This window comes from Gottschalkia purinilytica, from assembly GCF_001190785.1.
Taxonomy (GTDB): Bacteria; Bacillota; Clostridia; order Tissierellales; family Gottschalkiaceae; genus Gottschalkia_A; species Gottschalkia_A purinilytica.
The window spans coordinates 89,053-106,362 of record NZ_LGSS01000006.1; the positions used below are offsets into that span (position 1 = coordinate 89,053).

Annotated in this window: 15 protein-coding genes and 1 riboswitch; of the genes, 10 read left to right on the top strand and 5 right to left on the bottom strand. The window is 27.6% G+C overall.

Going from position 1 to position 17,310, the window contains the following annotated elements; all coding sequences use genetic code 11:
* The first annotated feature begins 51 nt into the window (after positions 1-51).
* The 6 genes from sufC (at position 52) to CLPU_RS08015 (ending at position 6,944) form a co-directional block, all read left to right on the top strand.
* Positions 52-807, top strand: a complete 756-nt coding sequence (gene sufC / locus CLPU_RS07990) for a Fe-S cluster assembly ATPase SufC (protein ID WP_050355135.1) — start codon at positions 52-54, stop codon at positions 805-807.
* A gap of 12 nt (positions 808-819) precedes the next feature.
* Positions 820-2,229 carry a Fe-S cluster assembly protein SufB gene (gene sufB, locus CLPU_RS07995; protein ID WP_050355136.1) on the top strand — a complete coding sequence of 470 codons (1,410 nt, stop codon included), beginning with the start codon at positions 820-822 and terminating at the stop codon, positions 2,227-2,229.
* An 11-nt stretch (positions 2,230-2,240) separates the two neighbouring features.
* The gene (sufD, locus tag CLPU_RS08000; protein ID WP_050355137.1) at positions 2,241-3,341 is read left to right on the top strand and encodes a Fe-S cluster assembly protein SufD; all 1,101 of its coding nucleotides are present in this window, start codon (positions 2,241-2,243) and stop codon (positions 3,339-3,341) included.
* 1 nt (position 3,342) lies between these two features.
* Complete coding sequence (locus CLPU_RS08005) at positions 3,343-4,566, top strand: cysteine desulfurase (protein ID WP_050355138.1); 1,224 nt, start codon at positions 3,343-3,345, stop codon at positions 4,564-4,566.
* Positions 4,556-4,987, top strand: a complete 432-nt coding sequence (gene sufU, locus CLPU_RS08010) for a Fe-S cluster assembly sulfur transfer protein SufU (RefSeq protein ID WP_050355139.1) — start codon at positions 4,556-4,558, stop codon at positions 4,985-4,987. The genes CLPU_RS08005 and sufU overlap by 11 nt, the downstream gene beginning before the upstream one ends.
* Before the next feature lie 229 nt (positions 4,988-5,216).
* Positions 5,217-6,944 carry a HAMP domain-containing methyl-accepting chemotaxis protein gene (locus CLPU_RS08015; protein WP_050355140.1) on the top strand — a complete coding sequence of 576 codons (1,728 nt, stop codon included), beginning with the start codon at positions 5,217-5,219 and terminating at the stop codon, positions 6,942-6,944.
* 155 nt (positions 6,945-7,099) lie between these two features.
* Here the strand turns inward: CLPU_RS08015 and CLPU_RS08020 are convergent, their stop codons facing one another.
* The 3 genes from CLPU_RS08020 to CLPU_RS08030 are packed head-to-tail and all read right to left on the bottom strand — an operon-like array spanning position 7,100 to position 8,901.
* The gene (locus CLPU_RS08020) at positions 7,100-7,432 is read right to left on the bottom strand and encodes a P-II family nitrogen regulator (protein ID WP_050355141.1); all 333 of its coding nucleotides are present in this window, start codon (positions 7,430-7,432) and stop codon (positions 7,100-7,102) included.
* A 33-nt stretch (positions 7,433-7,465) separates the two neighbouring features.
* Positions 7,466-8,215 (bottom strand): DUF1538 domain-containing protein, encoded by a 750-nt coding sequence (locus CLPU_RS08025; RefSeq protein ID WP_050355142.1) that lies wholly within the window; start codon positions 8,213-8,215, stop codon positions 7,466-7,468.
* Positions 8,212-8,901: a DUF1538 domain-containing protein gene (locus tag CLPU_RS08030; protein WP_200898532.1), complete on the bottom strand. Its 690-nt coding sequence runs from the start codon at positions 8,899-8,901 to the stop codon at positions 8,212-8,214. Before CLPU_RS08030 ends, CLPU_RS08025 begins: the two co-directional genes overlap by 4 nt.
* Positions 8,902-9,675: 774 nt before the next feature.
* On the opposite strand from CLPU_RS08030, the gene CLPU_RS08040 reads away from it, so the two are divergent.
* Positions 9,676-10,050: a hypothetical protein gene (locus CLPU_RS08040; RefSeq protein WP_050355145.1), complete on the top strand. Its 375-nt coding sequence runs from the start codon at positions 9,676-9,678 to the stop codon at positions 10,048-10,050.
* A gap of 89 nt (positions 10,051-10,139) precedes the next feature.
* Here the strand turns inward: CLPU_RS08040 and CLPU_RS08045 are convergent, their stop codons facing one another.
* Entirely contained in the window at positions 10,140-11,147 is a 1,008-nt protein-coding gene (locus CLPU_RS08045) for a ketoacyl-ACP synthase III (RefSeq protein ID WP_050355146.1), read from the bottom strand.
* A gap of 208 nt (positions 11,148-11,355) precedes the next feature.
* Positions 11,356-11,814: a hypothetical protein gene (locus tag CLPU_RS08050; protein ID WP_050355147.1), complete on the bottom strand. Its 459-nt coding sequence runs from the start codon at positions 11,812-11,814 to the stop codon at positions 11,356-11,358.
* Positions 11,815-12,563: 749 nt separating this feature from the next.
* Here CLPU_RS08050 and gshAB point away from each other — a divergent pair.
* The 3 genes from gshAB (at position 12,564) to CLPU_RS08065 (ending at position 17,280) form a co-directional block, all read left to right on the top strand.
* Positions 12,564-14,915 carry a bifunctional glutamate--cysteine ligase GshA/glutathione synthetase GshB gene (gene gshAB / locus CLPU_RS08055; RefSeq protein ID WP_235436141.1) on the top strand — a complete coding sequence of 784 codons (2,352 nt, stop codon included), beginning with the start codon at positions 12,564-12,566 and terminating at the stop codon, positions 14,913-14,915.
* A 73-nt stretch (positions 14,916-14,988) separates the two neighbouring features.
* Positions 14,989-15,047, top strand: a riboswitch (Fluoride riboswitch).
* Positions 15,048-15,112: 65 nt separating this feature from the next.
* The gene (locus CLPU_RS08060) at positions 15,113-16,300 is read left to right on the top strand and encodes a cation:proton antiporter (RefSeq protein ID WP_050355149.1); all 1,188 of its coding nucleotides are present in this window, start codon (positions 15,113-15,115) and stop codon (positions 16,298-16,300) included.
* A 149-nt stretch (positions 16,301-16,449) separates the two neighbouring features.
* Positions 16,450-17,280: a MerR family transcriptional regulator gene (locus tag CLPU_RS08065; RefSeq protein ID WP_050355150.1), complete on the top strand. Its 831-nt coding sequence runs from the start codon at positions 16,450-16,452 to the stop codon at positions 17,278-17,280.
* Positions 17,281-17,310 lie beyond the last annotated feature (30 nt).

Sequence of the window (17,310 nt, forward strand, 5' to 3'; positions counted from 1 at the left end):
TACATGGGTATATAATAATGAAAATCATTATCAGAAAGAAGGTAGATATATATGTGTAGTAGTCCACTACTTAAAATAGAAGATCTTGTAGTATCTATAGAAGAGAAAGATATATTAAAAGGACTTAACCTAGAAATAAACCAAGGAGAAGTGCATGTAATAATGGGACCTAATGGTGCAGGAAAATCAACACTTGGAAATGTATTAATGGGTCACCCACAATACCAGATAAATAGTGGTAGTATCAATTTTGAAGGCCAAATCATAAATGATATTCCAGTAGATGAAAGAGCGAAGAAAGGTATATTTCTTTCATTTCAATATCCAGAGGAAATATCAGGAGTAACAGTAGAAAACTTTTTAAGAACTGCTAAGATGGCAATTTCTGAAAAGTTCATATCAATAATGGAATTTCAAAAAGAACTTAAAGAAAAGATGGATTTACTCAAGATACCACATGATTATAAGGATAGATATTTAAATCTAGGTTTTTCTGGAGGAGAAAAAAAGAAAAATGAAATTTTACAAATGTCTATATTAGACCCTAAATTGGCTATACTGGATGAAACAGATTCAGGATTAGATGTAGATGCTGTAAAAATAATATATGAAGGAATAAAAAACTTTTCAGATGGTAAAAAATCTTTCTTAGTAATAACACATTACAATAAGATATTAGACTATTTAAATCCAGACTATGTTCACATACTAGTAGACGGAAAGATAGTAACTACAGGTGATGTAAAACTTGCACAGGACATAGAAAAAATGGGATATGAGAATTTTAAAAAGCAACTAGGTCAATAAGGAGAGATAAAAATGGAAGATAGAAAAAAGACTTATGTTGAAGATATAGATAGAAGCATATATGACATAGCTAATGAAGAAAGACATAGATTTACTACAGTGAAAGGACTCAGTGAAGAAGTAATAAAAGAAATATCAAGACAAAAAGATGAGCCAAAGTGGATGCTGGATCTTAGGTTAAAATCTCTTCAGATATATAATAGTAAGCCAATACCTAAATGGGGTCCAGATCTTTCGGATTTAGATATAGATAATATAGTTCATTATGCAAAACCTGATACTGAAATGAATCATTCATGGGATGAAGTACCTGAAGATATAAAAGATACTTTCGAAAGATTAGGAATTCCACAAGCAGAAAGAGAATCACTTGCAGGAGTTGGAGCTCAATATGATTCTGAAGTTGTATATCATAATCTTAAAGAAGACTTGATAAAACAAGGAGTAGTTTATCTTGATATGGAAAGTGGAATTAAACAATATGAAGAATTAGTAAAGAAACATTTCATGACTCTTATAACTCCTCAAACACATAAATTTGCAGCACTACATGGAGCAGTATGGTCAGGAGGATCATTTGTATATGTACCAAAAGGTGTAGATGTAGATATTCCATTACAATCATATTTTAGACTTAATGCAAAAGGAGCAGGACAATTTGAACATACATTAATAATAGTCGATGAGGGTGCTAGTCTTCACTTTATAGAAGGATGTTCAGCACCAAAATATTCTGTTCAAAATCTTCATGCAGGTGCAGTAGAACTATTTGTAAAAAAAGGATCAAGATTAAGATATTCTACTATAGAGAACTGGTCAAGAAATATGTATAACCTTAATACTAAAAAAGCACTAGTTGAAGAGAATGGAATAATAGAGTGGGTTTCAGGATCATTTGGATCAAAGATATCAATGCTTTACCCTATGAGTATTCTTAAAGGAAGAAAAGCAAAATCAGAATTTACTGGAATAACTTTTGCATCTACAGGTCAAATATTAGATACTGGAGCAAAAGTATTAATGGCTGCACCAGAAACATCTTGTACTATAAATTCAAAATCCATATCTAAATCGGGTGGAACTGCAATTTATAGAGGTCTTTTAGAAGTCTCAAAGAATGCCGTTGGAGCTAAAGCCTCTGTAAATTGCGAATCTCTGATGTTGGATAATGAGTCTAAATCAGATACCTTACCAATAATAGCTTTAGATAATGATGATATAGACATAGGGCACGAAGCCAAAATAGGGAGAATAAGTGATGAAAGTATATTCTATCTAATGAGTAGAGGGATAAGCGAAGAAGAAGCTAAATCAATGATAGTTAGAGGATTTGTAGAGCCTATAACTAAAGAACTACCATTAGAATATGCTGTAGAGTTAAATAATCTTATAGATATAGAATTGGAAGGGACTATAGGTTAGGAGTGATGAAAATGTTACGAGAACTCACAAACAAAGAATTACAAGAATATAAGTCAATCCCAAATCCTTTCTGGAAAAGAATAAAGGAAGAGATATTACTACCAGAAGATGTTTTATCATATAATAAAAATATTATTCTAGATAAGAAGACTGATGGAATTATAGACAGCATCAGGAATCTAGATATTAGATATATGAAATATTTAAATACAAATAAAAGATATGGACTAGGTGAGAAATTTCTAAGATTATCAGAATATTTTTCAAATACAGGATTCTTAATAGATGTTTCTCCTAATAGTAGAGAAAACAAAGTCAATATAGATTTTAGTATAGATAAAAAGAATCCTATGATAATTGATCACAATCTTATAGTATGTAGAGAGAATAGTAATTTAGATTTATATATAAAATATGAAGATGATGAAACTAACGGATTTCATAATGGATTTACAAAAATATATGTTGAAAAAGGATGTAATATAAATATATATAAGGTACAAAAATATTCAAAGAACACAGAAAATTTTGACTCTAATGTAGTTTTCGTAGAAGAAAATGCTAATGTAAATATAATAGATATTCAGCTAGGGTCTAAACTAAAAGGAATTAACTATAATGTTGAACTAATAGGGGACAATAGTTCTTGTGAAATAAAATCCTTATATACTGGAACAGAAGATGACAAAATGGACTTTAGTTATGATATTAAGTTTTTAGGAAAAAGAACTAACGGCTATGTAGAATCAAAAGGAGCACTTTCTGATAATGCATGGAAAGTTTTTAGAAGTACAATAAACTTTGTAAAAGGATGTAAAAAATCTCGAGGTGGAGAAAGTGAATATGTAACTTTATTAAGTAAAAACGTAAAAGCGCATGCCATACCAGCACTATTTTGTACAGAAGATGATGTTATAGGAGAACATGCTGCTAGTGCAGGACAAATAGATGATAATAAAATGTTTTATCTTATGAGTAGAGGCTTGGATAAAAATATTGCTAAGATTTTAATAGTAGAATCTACTTTTAAACCTATACTAGATAGACTACCAAATGAACGAATGAGAGAAGAAATAGTTAAGCATGTTAGACGTATGTTAGGAGGAAAATAAGATGATTAATTATAAAAAAGACTTTGAAGTCCTCCAAAAAGAAGTTAATGGAAGTACAATTGCATATTTGGATAATGCAGCTACTACTCAAAAACCTAAGCAAGTAATAGAAGCCATTAGAAACTATAATAAAAATTATAATGGTAGTCCTCATAGAGGAGCTCATTATTTAAGTATAAAAGCAACTGAAATATACGAAGAAACTAGAAAAAAGGTATCAGAATTTATAGGTGCTAGCAAATCAGAAGAGATCATATTTACAAAAAATGCTACAGAATCCTTGAATCTTTTAGCTTATTCATATGGATTAAATCAGTTAAAAGAAGGAGATGAGATTGTATTAGGTATTACAAATCATCATAGCAATATAGTACCTTGGCAAATGATATCAGAAAAAACTGGAGCAAAAATTGTATATATAATGAGTGATAAGAATGGTCAATTGAAAAAAGAAGAAATAGAAAGTAAGATTAACAAAAAAACCAAAATAGTAAGTGTATCCCATGTAAGTAATACATTTGGAATAATACATCCAGTAGAAGAAATTATTAAAAAAGCAAAAGAATTTTCAGCAACAGTAATAATAGATGGAGCTCAAAGTATACCCCATTTAAAAATAGATGTAAGCAAACTTGATCCAGACTTTCTAGTTTTTTCTGGTCATAAAATGTTAGCTTCTATGGGAATAGGGGTCCTGTACGGAAAGTTTGAAAAACTTAAAGAGATGAGTCCATTTTTATTTGGGGGAGATATGATAGAGTATGTTGACCTTTATAAAACAACATATGAAGAAATTCCTTATAGATTTGAAGCTGGTACTCAAAATGTAGAAGGCGTAGTTTCTCTCTCAGTAGCTATAGACTATCTTAATAATATAGGTATGGAAAACGTAGAAAATAAAGAAAAAGAATTATTAAAATATACTTTAAGTAGATTAAAAGACAAACATTTTATTGAATTACATGGTGGTAATGATACCAGCTATAGAACTGGGATAGTGTCTTTTAATATAAAAGACGTTCATCCTCATGATGTAGCCACAATATTAGATGAGTACAATATAGCCATAAGATCAGGACATCATTGTGCACAACCTTTTATGAAATCTATGGGTTTTAACTCTACTTGTAGAATAAGCTTCTATTTTTATAATACATTTGAAGACATAGATAGATTTATAGAAGCAATTGAAAAAGTTAGGGGGTATCTAGGATATGAGTCTTAACGAAATATATAGTGAGTTAATAAGATACCATAACAAGAATCAATTAAATAAAAAAGAGATACCTAATGCTACTATATCAGAAAGAGGACATAATCCAAGCTGTGGAGATGACATAACACTACATTTAAAGCTAGAAGAAGATATTATTATAGATGCTGGATTTTCAGGGATTGGATGTGCGATCTCTCAGGCTTCAACGTCTATAATGATTGATTTAATAAAAGGAAAAAATATAAATGAAGTTGAGAATATACTAAATACTTTTCTAGGTATGATAAAAAAAGAGGTAGAAGATGAAGATCAACTAAATATATTAGGAGATGCAATATACTTAAGAAATATATCTAACATGCCAGCAAGAGTAAAATGTTGTGCACTTCCTTGGCACTCTTTAAAGGTATCATTAGAAAGAATTAAATAAAAATGAAATAATAAAAGAAGATAAGAACTCCTTTCTGTTTATAATTATTTTGACAGAAAGGAGTTTTCATATTTAAATAGACGCTTTAATATGAAAATATCCAATTTTGTAAATAACGCAACAAAAATGCAAAAAATTGTTTTTAACAGCCGATTTATATTATAATGATATAGTCTATTATTTCAAGAAGAAAATATATAAAAAATTAAATAAACAAAGGAGGTAAAAAATGAAGTGGATAAATAGGTTGAAAATATCACACAAGCTCATAATATCTTTTCTTATAATATCTTCATTTATAGGAATAATAGGAGCAATTGGACTGATTAATATGAGAAAAATAGATTCCAATGGTAGTTCAATGTATAAGGATAATTTTATGGCACTGTCAAATGCACATAATATAAAAGAAGTACTTTTAGAAATAAATGAAAATTTACTATTTATTCTTCTTGAAGTAAATAGAGATCAGATTGATCAGGTAGAAAAAAAGGTTAATGAATATGTAAAGGAAGATGATAAATATATAGAAGAATTTGAAAAAATGAATTTATCATCAGAAGAAAAAGAAAAAGTAAATCAGTTTAAGGAAGAGTTAAATGATTATAGACAAGCTAGTAGTAAAGTTGTTGATTTAATTAAGCAAAGTAATTATAAAGAAGCACAAGAAGCTTTTACAGAAGTAAAAGAATTTAGAGATAAAATGTTTACTTCACTTGATAAAATTTTAAGCATAAACACTATAAAAGCTAAGGAAGCAGATAAAGCTAATGAAAGCATTTATAAAAAATCTGTAAGCATTACGAATGTTATAGGCATATTTACTATATGTCTTGCTGTAATACTAGGACTTTTAATATCATTTAATATTTCAAATAGGTTAAAAAATATAATTAATTTTACTAATAAATTTGGAGATGGAGATTTAACGCAAAAATTAGATATTAATGGGAATGACGAAATATCTGAATTAGGTATGTACATAAATAAAGCAGTAGAAAATACAAGAGAGTTATTACTTGAAATAGCATCATGTTCTAATGATGTGAGTTCTTCAAGTCAAGAATTATCAGCCACTATGGAAGAAATATTGTCAAGTATAGAAGAGATAAATCTTTCATCTAATGACATTGCAAGTGGTATAGAAGAACTTAGTTCGACAATAGAAGAAGTCAATGCTTCAACAGAAGAGATAAATATCATGACTAAAGATTTGGAAAGTAAAGCTAATAACAGTAGTAAATTAGCAAAAGAGATATTTAGTCGTTCTATCAATGTTAAGAATAAAGGAGCCAGCTCTATAGAGAACGCAAACATTATTTATAATGAAAAATATGAGACAATAATTAAAGCAATAGAAGCTGGAAAAATTGTAGATCAAATTCAAGTTATGGCTGAAACTATAGGAAATATAGCATCTCAAACAAATTTACTTGCTCTAAATGCAGCAATAGAAGCTGCAAGAGCTGGAGAGCATGGTAAAGGATTTGCAGTAGTAGCTGAAGAAATACGTAGTCTTGCAGAGCAATCAACAACAACTGTATCAAATATTACAGACATAGTAGAAAAAGTTCATCAAGCTTTTGATAATCTTTCTAAAAATTCAAGTGAAATTTTAGGGTTCATAGAAAAAAATGTAAGACCTAATTATGAATTACTTTTAAAGACAGGTACAGATTATGAAGAAGATTCTAAAATTGTAAACAATATGTCAGAAGAGATTGAACTATCAACTCAAACAATGGCACAAACTATATCGCAAATTTCAGAATCAATACAAAGCGTTTCTGCAACATCTGAACAGTCGGCTGTTAGTTCAAATACTATAACAAATAGTATAAACCAAACTACAGATGCAATAGAAGGAGTATCTAAATTGGCTCAAACTCAATCTGAACTTTCTGAAAAACTTAATAACATGATTAGAAAGTTTAAATTAAACATGCATAATATCTAAAGATACATATTGGATACGTATTATTAATATAAAAAAGCTTTTGAAGTATCATGTGATACCTCAAAAGCTTTTTATACATTTGAACAAAGTCATAGTATAGAAGTATTTTCAAAAGAGTTATAAATCTGAAAAATAACTATATTAGTAGATAATCTTTAAAGATTATTTAACAAGTGACATATTCCTATTATCTTTTTAACATCTAGTACAAAAGCAATACCTTTTCCAGGCTTATTAATGTCTACTGCATCAGATATCTCTTTTAAAACTTTCTCAGTTTTTTTATTATCAATTAAAGTTAGGACTATTTCTTTTTCTGGTTCTATTGAGATTCCAAAGAGCTTCTTTGTCTCGTGAATACCAGAACCACGTCCGCTAATAATAGTTCCTCCTTCCGCACCAGCCTTTTTACTAGCGTCAATTACATCAGAAGAATAGCCTCTATTTACAATCGTAACAATCAAATCAAACTCATTATTAGCTTCCATAATTGTTAAATCCCTCCGTATTATTATTTTATACTAACTTTCTTGATTAGTTTCCTCATTACGTCTTTTTTCTTTTAATTCATACAAAACCCCTAAGATTAAAATAGATAAAGTAGGAGTTAGAGCTACTAATGAAATCATACCAAAACCATCTACAAGAGGATTTCTTCCTTCTAATACAGAAGCAAATCCTACAGCCAAAGATGAAATAAAGGTAACTGTCATAGGACCTGTAGCAACCCCTCCAGAATCAAAAGCAATTCCTACAAAAGTACTATCAACGAATTTAGTTAGTATAAAAACTAATATATATCCAGGTATAATAAAATACCATAGAGATATACCTTTTAAAATTTTAAACATAGACAATGCTACAGATATGGCTACTCCTATAGAAAGGAAATAGAGCATTATTTCATTTCTAATATGTCCGGATGAAGCCTTTTCAACTTCTATATTTAATACACGAACTGCAGGTTCAGCGAATGTTACAACAAAACCTAGAACAAAGCCTATGGGAATTAGCGCCCAACTGTAACTCGTAGAACCAATAGTTGTACCTATATATTCTCCAATAGGGATGAAACCAATATTTACTCCTTGGAGAAATAAAACAAGACCAAAGAAAGTAAACAAAAAACCTTTTGAAATATTTAGGTATTGCTTCTTTGGAAGCTTAATCCAGAAAAATTGGAATAAGCTAAATACAGCAAACAAAGGAAGTAAAGCTAATAATACGTCTTTAAATATAGTAGAAAAACCCGTAAAAATAGACTGTATCATTTGAATATCACCCCTAGAATAAGCATAGAAAGAATAGGTCCAATAAAAGCTAATCCTACTATTCCAAAGCTGTCATTTGACGATTTTTTACTTTGAGTAACAGAGGTAATACCTACTCCTAGTGATATGAAAAAGGGAACTGTTAATGGTCCAGTAGTAACTCCTCCAGAATCAAAAGAAATTGGAACAAATTCTGGTGAAGTAAAACTTGCAAGTATGAATAATATTCCGTAGCAAGTTGCAAATAGGTATGCAAGTGGAACATTAAATATAATTCTAATTAGAGATATTATGATAAATATACCTACACCTAATGCTACAACAGCAATTAATAGGTTTTTTGAAATAGTTCCCTCAGATATATTATCAACTTGATTTGCTAATACTTGTACATTGGGTTCAGCTACTGTAATAACAAGTCCTATAACAAAGCTGCAAAGTAGTATTAGCCATAGTTTACCATTTTCCATTAAGGAACTTCCAATTAGTTCACCTACTTTTAATAGACCAACTTTTACTCCAATGAGAAATAAGAATAATCCACCCATAACCATAATAGAACCAGCTATAAACTGTATTAAGGTATCTTTGGGAAATTTCAACATAGTCATTTGAAGTAATAGTACAATTATAGTTATTGGTAGTATCGCATAAATAACTTCTAAGAAAACTTCTTTAAGGTTCAATAGTCGATCCCTCCTAGTCATATAAGTCATATTCAATTGTCAAATAACTTATAAATAACTAGATGAGTCATTTATGACTACTCCCATGAAAATATGACATAAAAAATTCTTCTTTAAAATTTATTAAATTATTAAGTTTTGAATTTTTTAAAGATATATAACGACATGGATATAATCTGAATCCATGTATTAGATTTTCATAATAAAGTCCATTTTCATAAGGAGATAAACTTAACTTCTTATGATCTATATGATTTAAGGCTGAAGAGAATCCAGTTTTAGAAATATGTGCAACAGATAATAATCTATGAGAATAATTATTTGAGTATATATATATATAATCTCTATAATAATCAACATTAATGAGAAATGAAATTATATAAGATAATATTAATATAAAAGCAAGGGCTTTGATCTTCTTGATTTTAATCAATCAATCACCTCCACTGTCTTAATTATATTATACTTCCAATATTTAATCAAATTGGAACAAAGGTATAGAAAATATAATTTATTTTCCATTTATAAAAATAGTCATTCAATAACCTATAATATTAAAAATAGATACTAAAAATGCAACTAATATTTTATTTACTTATAATTGAAGATTAAAAATTTTAAAAATAATTTTAATGTCGAGAAATGATATGTACCATAATATTACAAATTATTTAAATTAAAACATATTTTGATAAAATACCAATAATAACTTTTAATTTCCACAAATTTAATATATAATAATCATAGCTCATTTTAGAAGGGGGAATATATAAAATGATAAAATATGAAAATGCTAATGTTACTTATACCATGGACTTGAATAATGTGAAGAAGTATATTCATTTACAAGCAACTGGATTTTTCACTGAAGAGGATGGAAAATCATTTATAAACGATTATAATAAAATTGTAAAGACATTTTCTACCAATGATTATAAATTAATAATTGATGCATCTGAATTAAAAGCGTCAACTCCACAAGTAGCAGATATATTAGAAGTTTTACTAAGAAGATATATAGAAGTACCTTTTAAACAAAGATATTTGGTTTCAAAAAGTATTACAACTAAAAGTCAATTTAGAAGATTAGGGAGTCAGATTCCAGGATGGGATGTTGAATACGTTGATGATGCAAAATCATTATTATAAAAAATAAAAGTACATAATTATAATAAACCCCTTAAAAGTAGATAATGTAAGAAAAAACTTTAGAATCTACTTAAATGGGGTTTTATTTTTTAAAATTTATATAGAATTGATATTGTTGTAGATCCAGATCCTACAGAACAAAATATAGCGTAATTTCCATCTTTAATCTTATTTTGTTCTAAACTAGTATGTAATGCTAATATAGGACTAGTAACACCTGTATATCCATATTTATCTCCTACATAAACAAGTTTATCTATATGTACATTTAATTGATTAAGTGTCTCTTTAGCACCTGGGTTTGTAAATTGTGAGAAGAAATAGTAGTCAATATCATTAGGGGTTAGATTATTATCTTCTGTGACTTCGTTTATAAGTCTTGTCCAATATTCTGAAACGAAATCTGCATCGAAAGGATCCCAAAACCATTTTTTATCTTCTTCATTTACCATATTATCCCTTATAACTTTGGAATAACCTATTTTAGGCATTAATATATTATTATGTTCAGTAGTTTTAGTATAATGAGTTGAATCTATAAAACCTCGTTCTATACTTTCTAGTTTCTTTGTTAAAATTAATGCTGCTGCTGCATCTCCAAAATTTGGATAAGTTACTGGATCATTATGACTAACTACAGAACTTATAAGTAAACTTCCAACTATCAATGCTTTTTTATATTTTCTATGAGTTTTAAGTATTCTAGAAGCTTGGTCAATTGCAGATAACATACCTATGCAGTTACTATTTGTATCGTATACCATTTTTGCATTTGTAGCTTTTAACAAGTCCATTAATTTTAGTGCATTAGAAGGAGAGGTATATTCAGGAGTGTCTGTGGCAAATATGATCATATCAATTTCATTTATATCTGTATTAGAGTTTTTTAATGCATTTAAGCATGACTGATATGCCATAGTGATGACTGTTTCAGTAGGATCGTTGGAGAGATAACGAGAATTTCTTTCTAAATGATTTAAAAGGCCGTCAACTTCTATATCTAAATTATTAAAGTGATTAATAAAGTAATCATTAGTAACTTTATTACTTGGATGATATATGCCAGTTCCTTCTATGACAATATTATGATATCCCATCTTTTATTCCTCCTTTTAGGAAAAATGTTTAAATTTGTTAGTATGTATTAATATATGTTAAGGAAAAATTACTTGATAGTCAATATATTTCATAATAATGTAAAAAGATTAAATGTTGACTTATATATAGGATAAAATAATAAAAAAATGTAGTTAATAAGATTGAATCTTATTAACTACATTTTTTTAGATATGAAATATAAGTTATTTAAAATATATTTCTGTCATTTCTGTACACTACTTTTAATATTAATTTACTTATAATAAATGTTAAAGGAAATAGAACTACAAACTGTATAACTGGTATTAAACCTATATTTGTTCCAGGAAATAATGGCATTAATTTTGAATATGTCAATCTGCCTATATTAAGAGCTTGTACCTCAAGGTAAAAGCTAAGAAACAGTCCATACAAAATCATAATAGCAAAATCTTTGCAATCCCATCTTTTAATTATCCAGTTAACTCTTCTATTTAGTAGTGATAATAGAATGTATAAAACTACAGTAATACCGATATCGGTAGCAACAGCAATCAGCATTGAGTTAAAATACGATGAACCTAAACTTGTACTATAAAACATCTCGAAGGCTAAATATTCCCACAGTGTGTGGAATACAGCAGACACTAGTATGACTACAACTATATTCTTAAAAAACTTTTTCATAAAAATATACCTCCTAAAGGTTAGTATAGATATATAAGAGTAAAAGTTAAGATATTAACAGAAACTTATTATTACATATCCATTTGATAATAGACTGTTTACAAATGATATATATGACAAATTAAGTACATAAATAACTTTTATCTCACCAATTTTTATTAAAAACATTGATGAGAACATGTGTTTTGATTATAATATCAAATGAAGATAAAGCATAAAAAATATCTAATAAATTTGATATTGATATATAAACAGTTTATATACTTTTATAATTCAAGATAATAAGAAATAAAAATTTTAATTTACGATTATCATTATACTAATATATACTATATATAATAAACTATGATACGTATATTATTCTATACTGAACAATTTTTGTAATATAATTGTATTTAAAAAGTATAGAATATGATACTAGTAAAAAGAGGAAATAACTATTCAAAGTAGTATTAAACATTTAAATAAACTGCGAAAATTTCGTGTGGCAAGTATGAATGACTTAGCCACATGTATTCTTTTAAGATAATTTATAAAATAGTTATCTTTATTATATACTTATTGCGCAGTAATTTACAAATGTATAATAAATACATTAAATAATAGCAAAGATAATATTTTATATACATAGTTAAATGGATATATATGATATATGTTTATAAATCAGTGTAATCTAATAAATTGTTAGAGTATTAAATAAATAGGGTACTTAATTGAAAGGGAAATTTTATGAACACTTTAAGGAGGTTATGGATGTGAAGGGACTAGATAAAGAAATCATTAAATATATATGTGAAAATAACTTAGAAAGAGATTTGTTAAAAGGTAATTTTGGTATAGAGAAAGAAAATGTTAGAGTTGATAAGAATGGAAGATTGTCGACTACCCCACATCCAAAAGTATTTGGCGATAGGTTAAATAATTTATATATAACAACTGACTTTGCAGAAAGTCAAGTTGAAATGGTTACACCTGTAGTGGACACTCTTGAAGAAACTTATGAATTTTTAGATAATCTTCAAAATATAGTTAGTTTAGAGCTAGAGGAAGAGCTTTTATGGCCACAAAGTAATCCACCAATTTTACCTGATGATGAAAAAATATATATAGCGAATTTCAATGATACGAGTGATGGTAAAGAGGCTAGAAGATATAGAGACACATTAGCTGAAAAATATGGAAAGAAAATTCAACTTATTTCAGGAATACACTATAATTTTTCTTTAAAAGATAAATTTTTAGACAATCTATATAAAGAGTTTGGAAAAGGATTAACTTTTACTGACTTTAAAAACAAAGTATATTTAAAAATAGCTAAGAACTTATTAAGATATAGATGGTTACTAATATATCTTACTGGAGCTAGTCCTATTGTACACAAGACTTATGATGAAAAAATAATTAATAATATGAAAAATATTAATGAAGAAAGTTACCATATTGAAGACATAGTATCCTTTAGAAATGGAAGCTATGGATATAAAAATGAAAAAGATTTCATTATATCATATGACAATGTTGAGTCATACGTTAGAGATATAGAAGAGCTTATTAGTAGCGGTGAATTGGATAGTGCTAGAGAATTTTATAGTCCTGTAAGACTTAAAGCAGAGGAAAATAAAGATACACTAAATTCTCTTTTAAAAGATGGAATTAAATATTTAGAATTAAGATTTATAGATCTAAATCCATTTAATAAAAATGGAATAGACTTAGAAACTTTGTATTTAGTACATTTACTAGTTCTATTTAGTTTGTTCCAGGAAGATGAACCTTTTGATGAAGAAAGTCAAAAGGTAGCATATAAAAATCATGAGTTAGTAGCATCTTTTGGAAGGAATAAAAACTTAGAGCTATATGAGAACTTTAATACAAAAAACTTATTATGTAATATGGGAAAAAATATATTTGAAGAGATAAGAAAATTAATATCAGTCATAGGGGAAAAAGAAGAATTCTTAATAAAAGTAGTAGATGATGCTATTGACAAGCTTGAAAATCCAAATAAAACTATAGCAAATAAAATAGTAGAAAAAGTATTAGAAAAATCCTACATGGATTTTCACATAGAGCTAGCTAAAGAATACCTTAAAGAAAGTAAAGAAAACGAATTTAAGCTTACAGGATATGAGGATCTAGAATTATCTACTCAAGTGCTTTTAAAAGCTTCTATAAAAAGAGGAATTAAGTTTGAAATCTTAGACAGAAAAGATAACTTTATAGCACTAGATAATGGTAAAAAAGTAGAATACACTAAACAAGCTACTAAAACTTCACTTGATCCTTATAGTTCTGTAATGATAATGGAGAATAAATTGGTTACAAAACATGTTTTAGATAAAGTAGGAATTAGAGTTCCAATAGGAAAAGATTATTTTAATAGTTCATCTGCTAAGAAAGATTTTACTTTATTTAAGGACAAAAGTATCGTTATAAAGCCTAAATTTACGAACTTTGGGGTAGGAATTACTATCTTTAAAGATACATTTTCTAAAGAAAGTTATGAAAGAGCTATAGACATTGCATTTGAACACGATGATTCTATTTTAATTGAAGAATTTTTAAAAGGAAATGAATATAGATTTCTTGTACTAGGGGATAAAGTTGAAGGTGTACTTAATAGAGTACCAGCTAATGTTGTTGGAGATGGAAAAAGCAGTATAGAAGAATTAATTAATAGAAAAAATAGTAGTCCTCTTAGAGGTGAAGGACATAGAACACCACTTGAAATAATAACTATTGGTGAGATTGAAAAAATGTTTTTAAATCAACAAGGAAAAGATATAAATTATGTTCCTTTAGATGGAGAAACAGTATACCTAAGAGAGAATTCTAATATAAGTACAGGTGGAGATAGTATAGATTGTACAGAAGATATACTAAAAAGCTATAAGGATATTGCTATTAAAGCTGCAAAAACAGTAGGAGCTTCTATTTGTGGTGTGGATATGATTATTGAAGATATATCTCAAGATGCTACTAAAGATAATTATGGAATAATTGAGCTTAACTTTAATCCCGCTGTATATATGCACTGTTATCCATATAAAGGTGTTAATAGGAATATTGGAGAAAAGATATTAGATCTTTTAGATTTATAAGTACTAACTACTTAAAAATTACTTAAGTTAGATACTTGAAAAGAATTAAATACTGTGATATATTACTGTTAAACTTAATAATGGTGATGGAGTTCACCAGAATCGCTGAATGCTAATGACTCCTACAAGAAATACTATGGTATACTTGTAGGAGTTTTTTATGTTTTTGAACTTATTTTATTAAGGAGGTTTATAATATGGCTACAAGTTTAGCAATTATTATGTTATTAGGAATGATGGCAAATTGGATTTTTTCTAAGTTAAGGCTTCCAGGACTTCTAGGAATGCTAATATTAGGAGTGTTGATAGGTCCTTATGGACTTAATTTACTTGATATTGAAATGATGAAGATATCTGGAGACCTTAGAAAAATTGCTTTAATAATTATTTTATTAAGAGCAGGGCTAGGTATAAATAAAAATGATTTAAAAAAAGTAGGGAAAACAGCTATTAAATTAAGTTGTATACCAGGATTAATAGAGGGATTTACAATTGCATTTATATCTATAAAAGTTTTAGGATTTTCTTTTATACAAGGAGGTATGTTAGGATTCATTATAGCAGCAGTTTCACCAGCTGTAGTAACACCACAAATGATAAATCTTATGGAAGAAAAAATAGGGACTAATAAAGGAATTCCAACCTTAATATTAGCAGGAGCTTCTATAGATGATGTTTTTGCAATAACAATATTTAGTACGTTTTTAGGGCTATATGGTGGTAAAAATATAAATATAGCTATGAAGATACTAGGTATTCCAATATCAATAATACTAGGAATTGTATTAGGAGTTGTTGTTGGACTTATAATAATTAGAATACTAAAGAAATTTGATATACATGATACTAAAAAGATTTTGATTGTACTTGGATTAGCTATATTACTTACTACATTAGAAAATATATTAAAAAATAAAATTGAGATAGCTTCTTTGCTAGGTGTTATGACTATAGGATTCATAATCTTTGATAAGGCACCTAACTTAGGAAAAACTTTATCTGTAAAGTTTAATAAAATATGGACATTTGCTGAAATACTTTTATTTGTTTTAGTAGGAGCTGAAGTAAATACTAGTATAGCATTAGAGGCAGGAGTTAAAGGCGTTGTTATAATATTAGTAGGATTAATTGGAAGAAGTATAGGAGTGATGATATCAGTTATAGGGACTAATTTAAGTTGGAAAGAAAGGCTATTTTGCATTATATCATATTTACCTAAAGCTACAGTACAAGCAGCTATGGGAGCTATCCCATTATCAATGGGAGTTAAATCAGGAGACATCATACTTGCAATAGCTATTCTATCTATAATAATTACAGCACCTTTAGGTGCATTAGGAATTAGTATAACTTCTAATAAGCTATTAACAAAAGAAGCCGAATAAATAAAAAAGTTTTTTAACTATTATTATAAAAATTTGATAAAATTAGAGGAAAAGACTAGAAGGATGTTTTATATCACATATTAAGAGATAGAAACTTAGTAATAGGAAGAATCTATTTTAAATGAGAAACTTTAAGGAAGTGAAAATAAATGTATCCTAAAATATTAGTAGGAGAAATGGCTAGACTTCATAATATTTCATCTCAAACTTTAAGATATTATGATAAGATAGGCTTATTTAAACCAGCATATATTGATGAAAATAATAATTATCGTTACTATGGTATAGAGCAATTTGCCTATCTTGATTCTATTCTTTTTCTTAAAGAATTAGGAATGCCTTTAGAAGATATAAGACAATACTTTGAAAATCGTAATTTAAATACAGTAATAGATATATTAGAAGAAAATGAAGAAAGAATCAAGAATCAAATTGAAATACTCAATGTAAGATTAAATAGCATTCAAAATAAAGTAAAATTAATAAAAAAATATAAAAATATTAATAACTTTGGTAAGTGTAGATTAAAAAGATTTTCTAAGAGGAAAATGGTAAAATTAGACTTTAAAAACTCCAGGGATAATATAGCATTTGAATATACAATAAAGAAACTTAGTAATTTATTAAAAGATGAATTATGCTTATTTAATGGATTAATTAGTGTCATACTTGGAAAAGAAGAACTTATGACTAATAATTACGGGTATTGGAAGGGAGTATCTTTGTTATTTGAAGAAGATATATCAGAAGTTAAAGAATTCAGTATAATACCTGAAGGTGAATTTGCTACAATTGTTTTTAATGGTCCATATGAAAATGGAGAAGAGCACTATCATAATCTTATAAATTGGATTAAAGAAAATTCACTAGAAATATTAGGAGATGGACTTATTGTTACAATTACAGATGCATCTTTTTCAGGAGTAGAAGATGAATACATTACAGAAATTCAAATACCTGTAAAACATAGCAATACTTAAACTAAATAGATACTAAAGAGTTAATAAGGA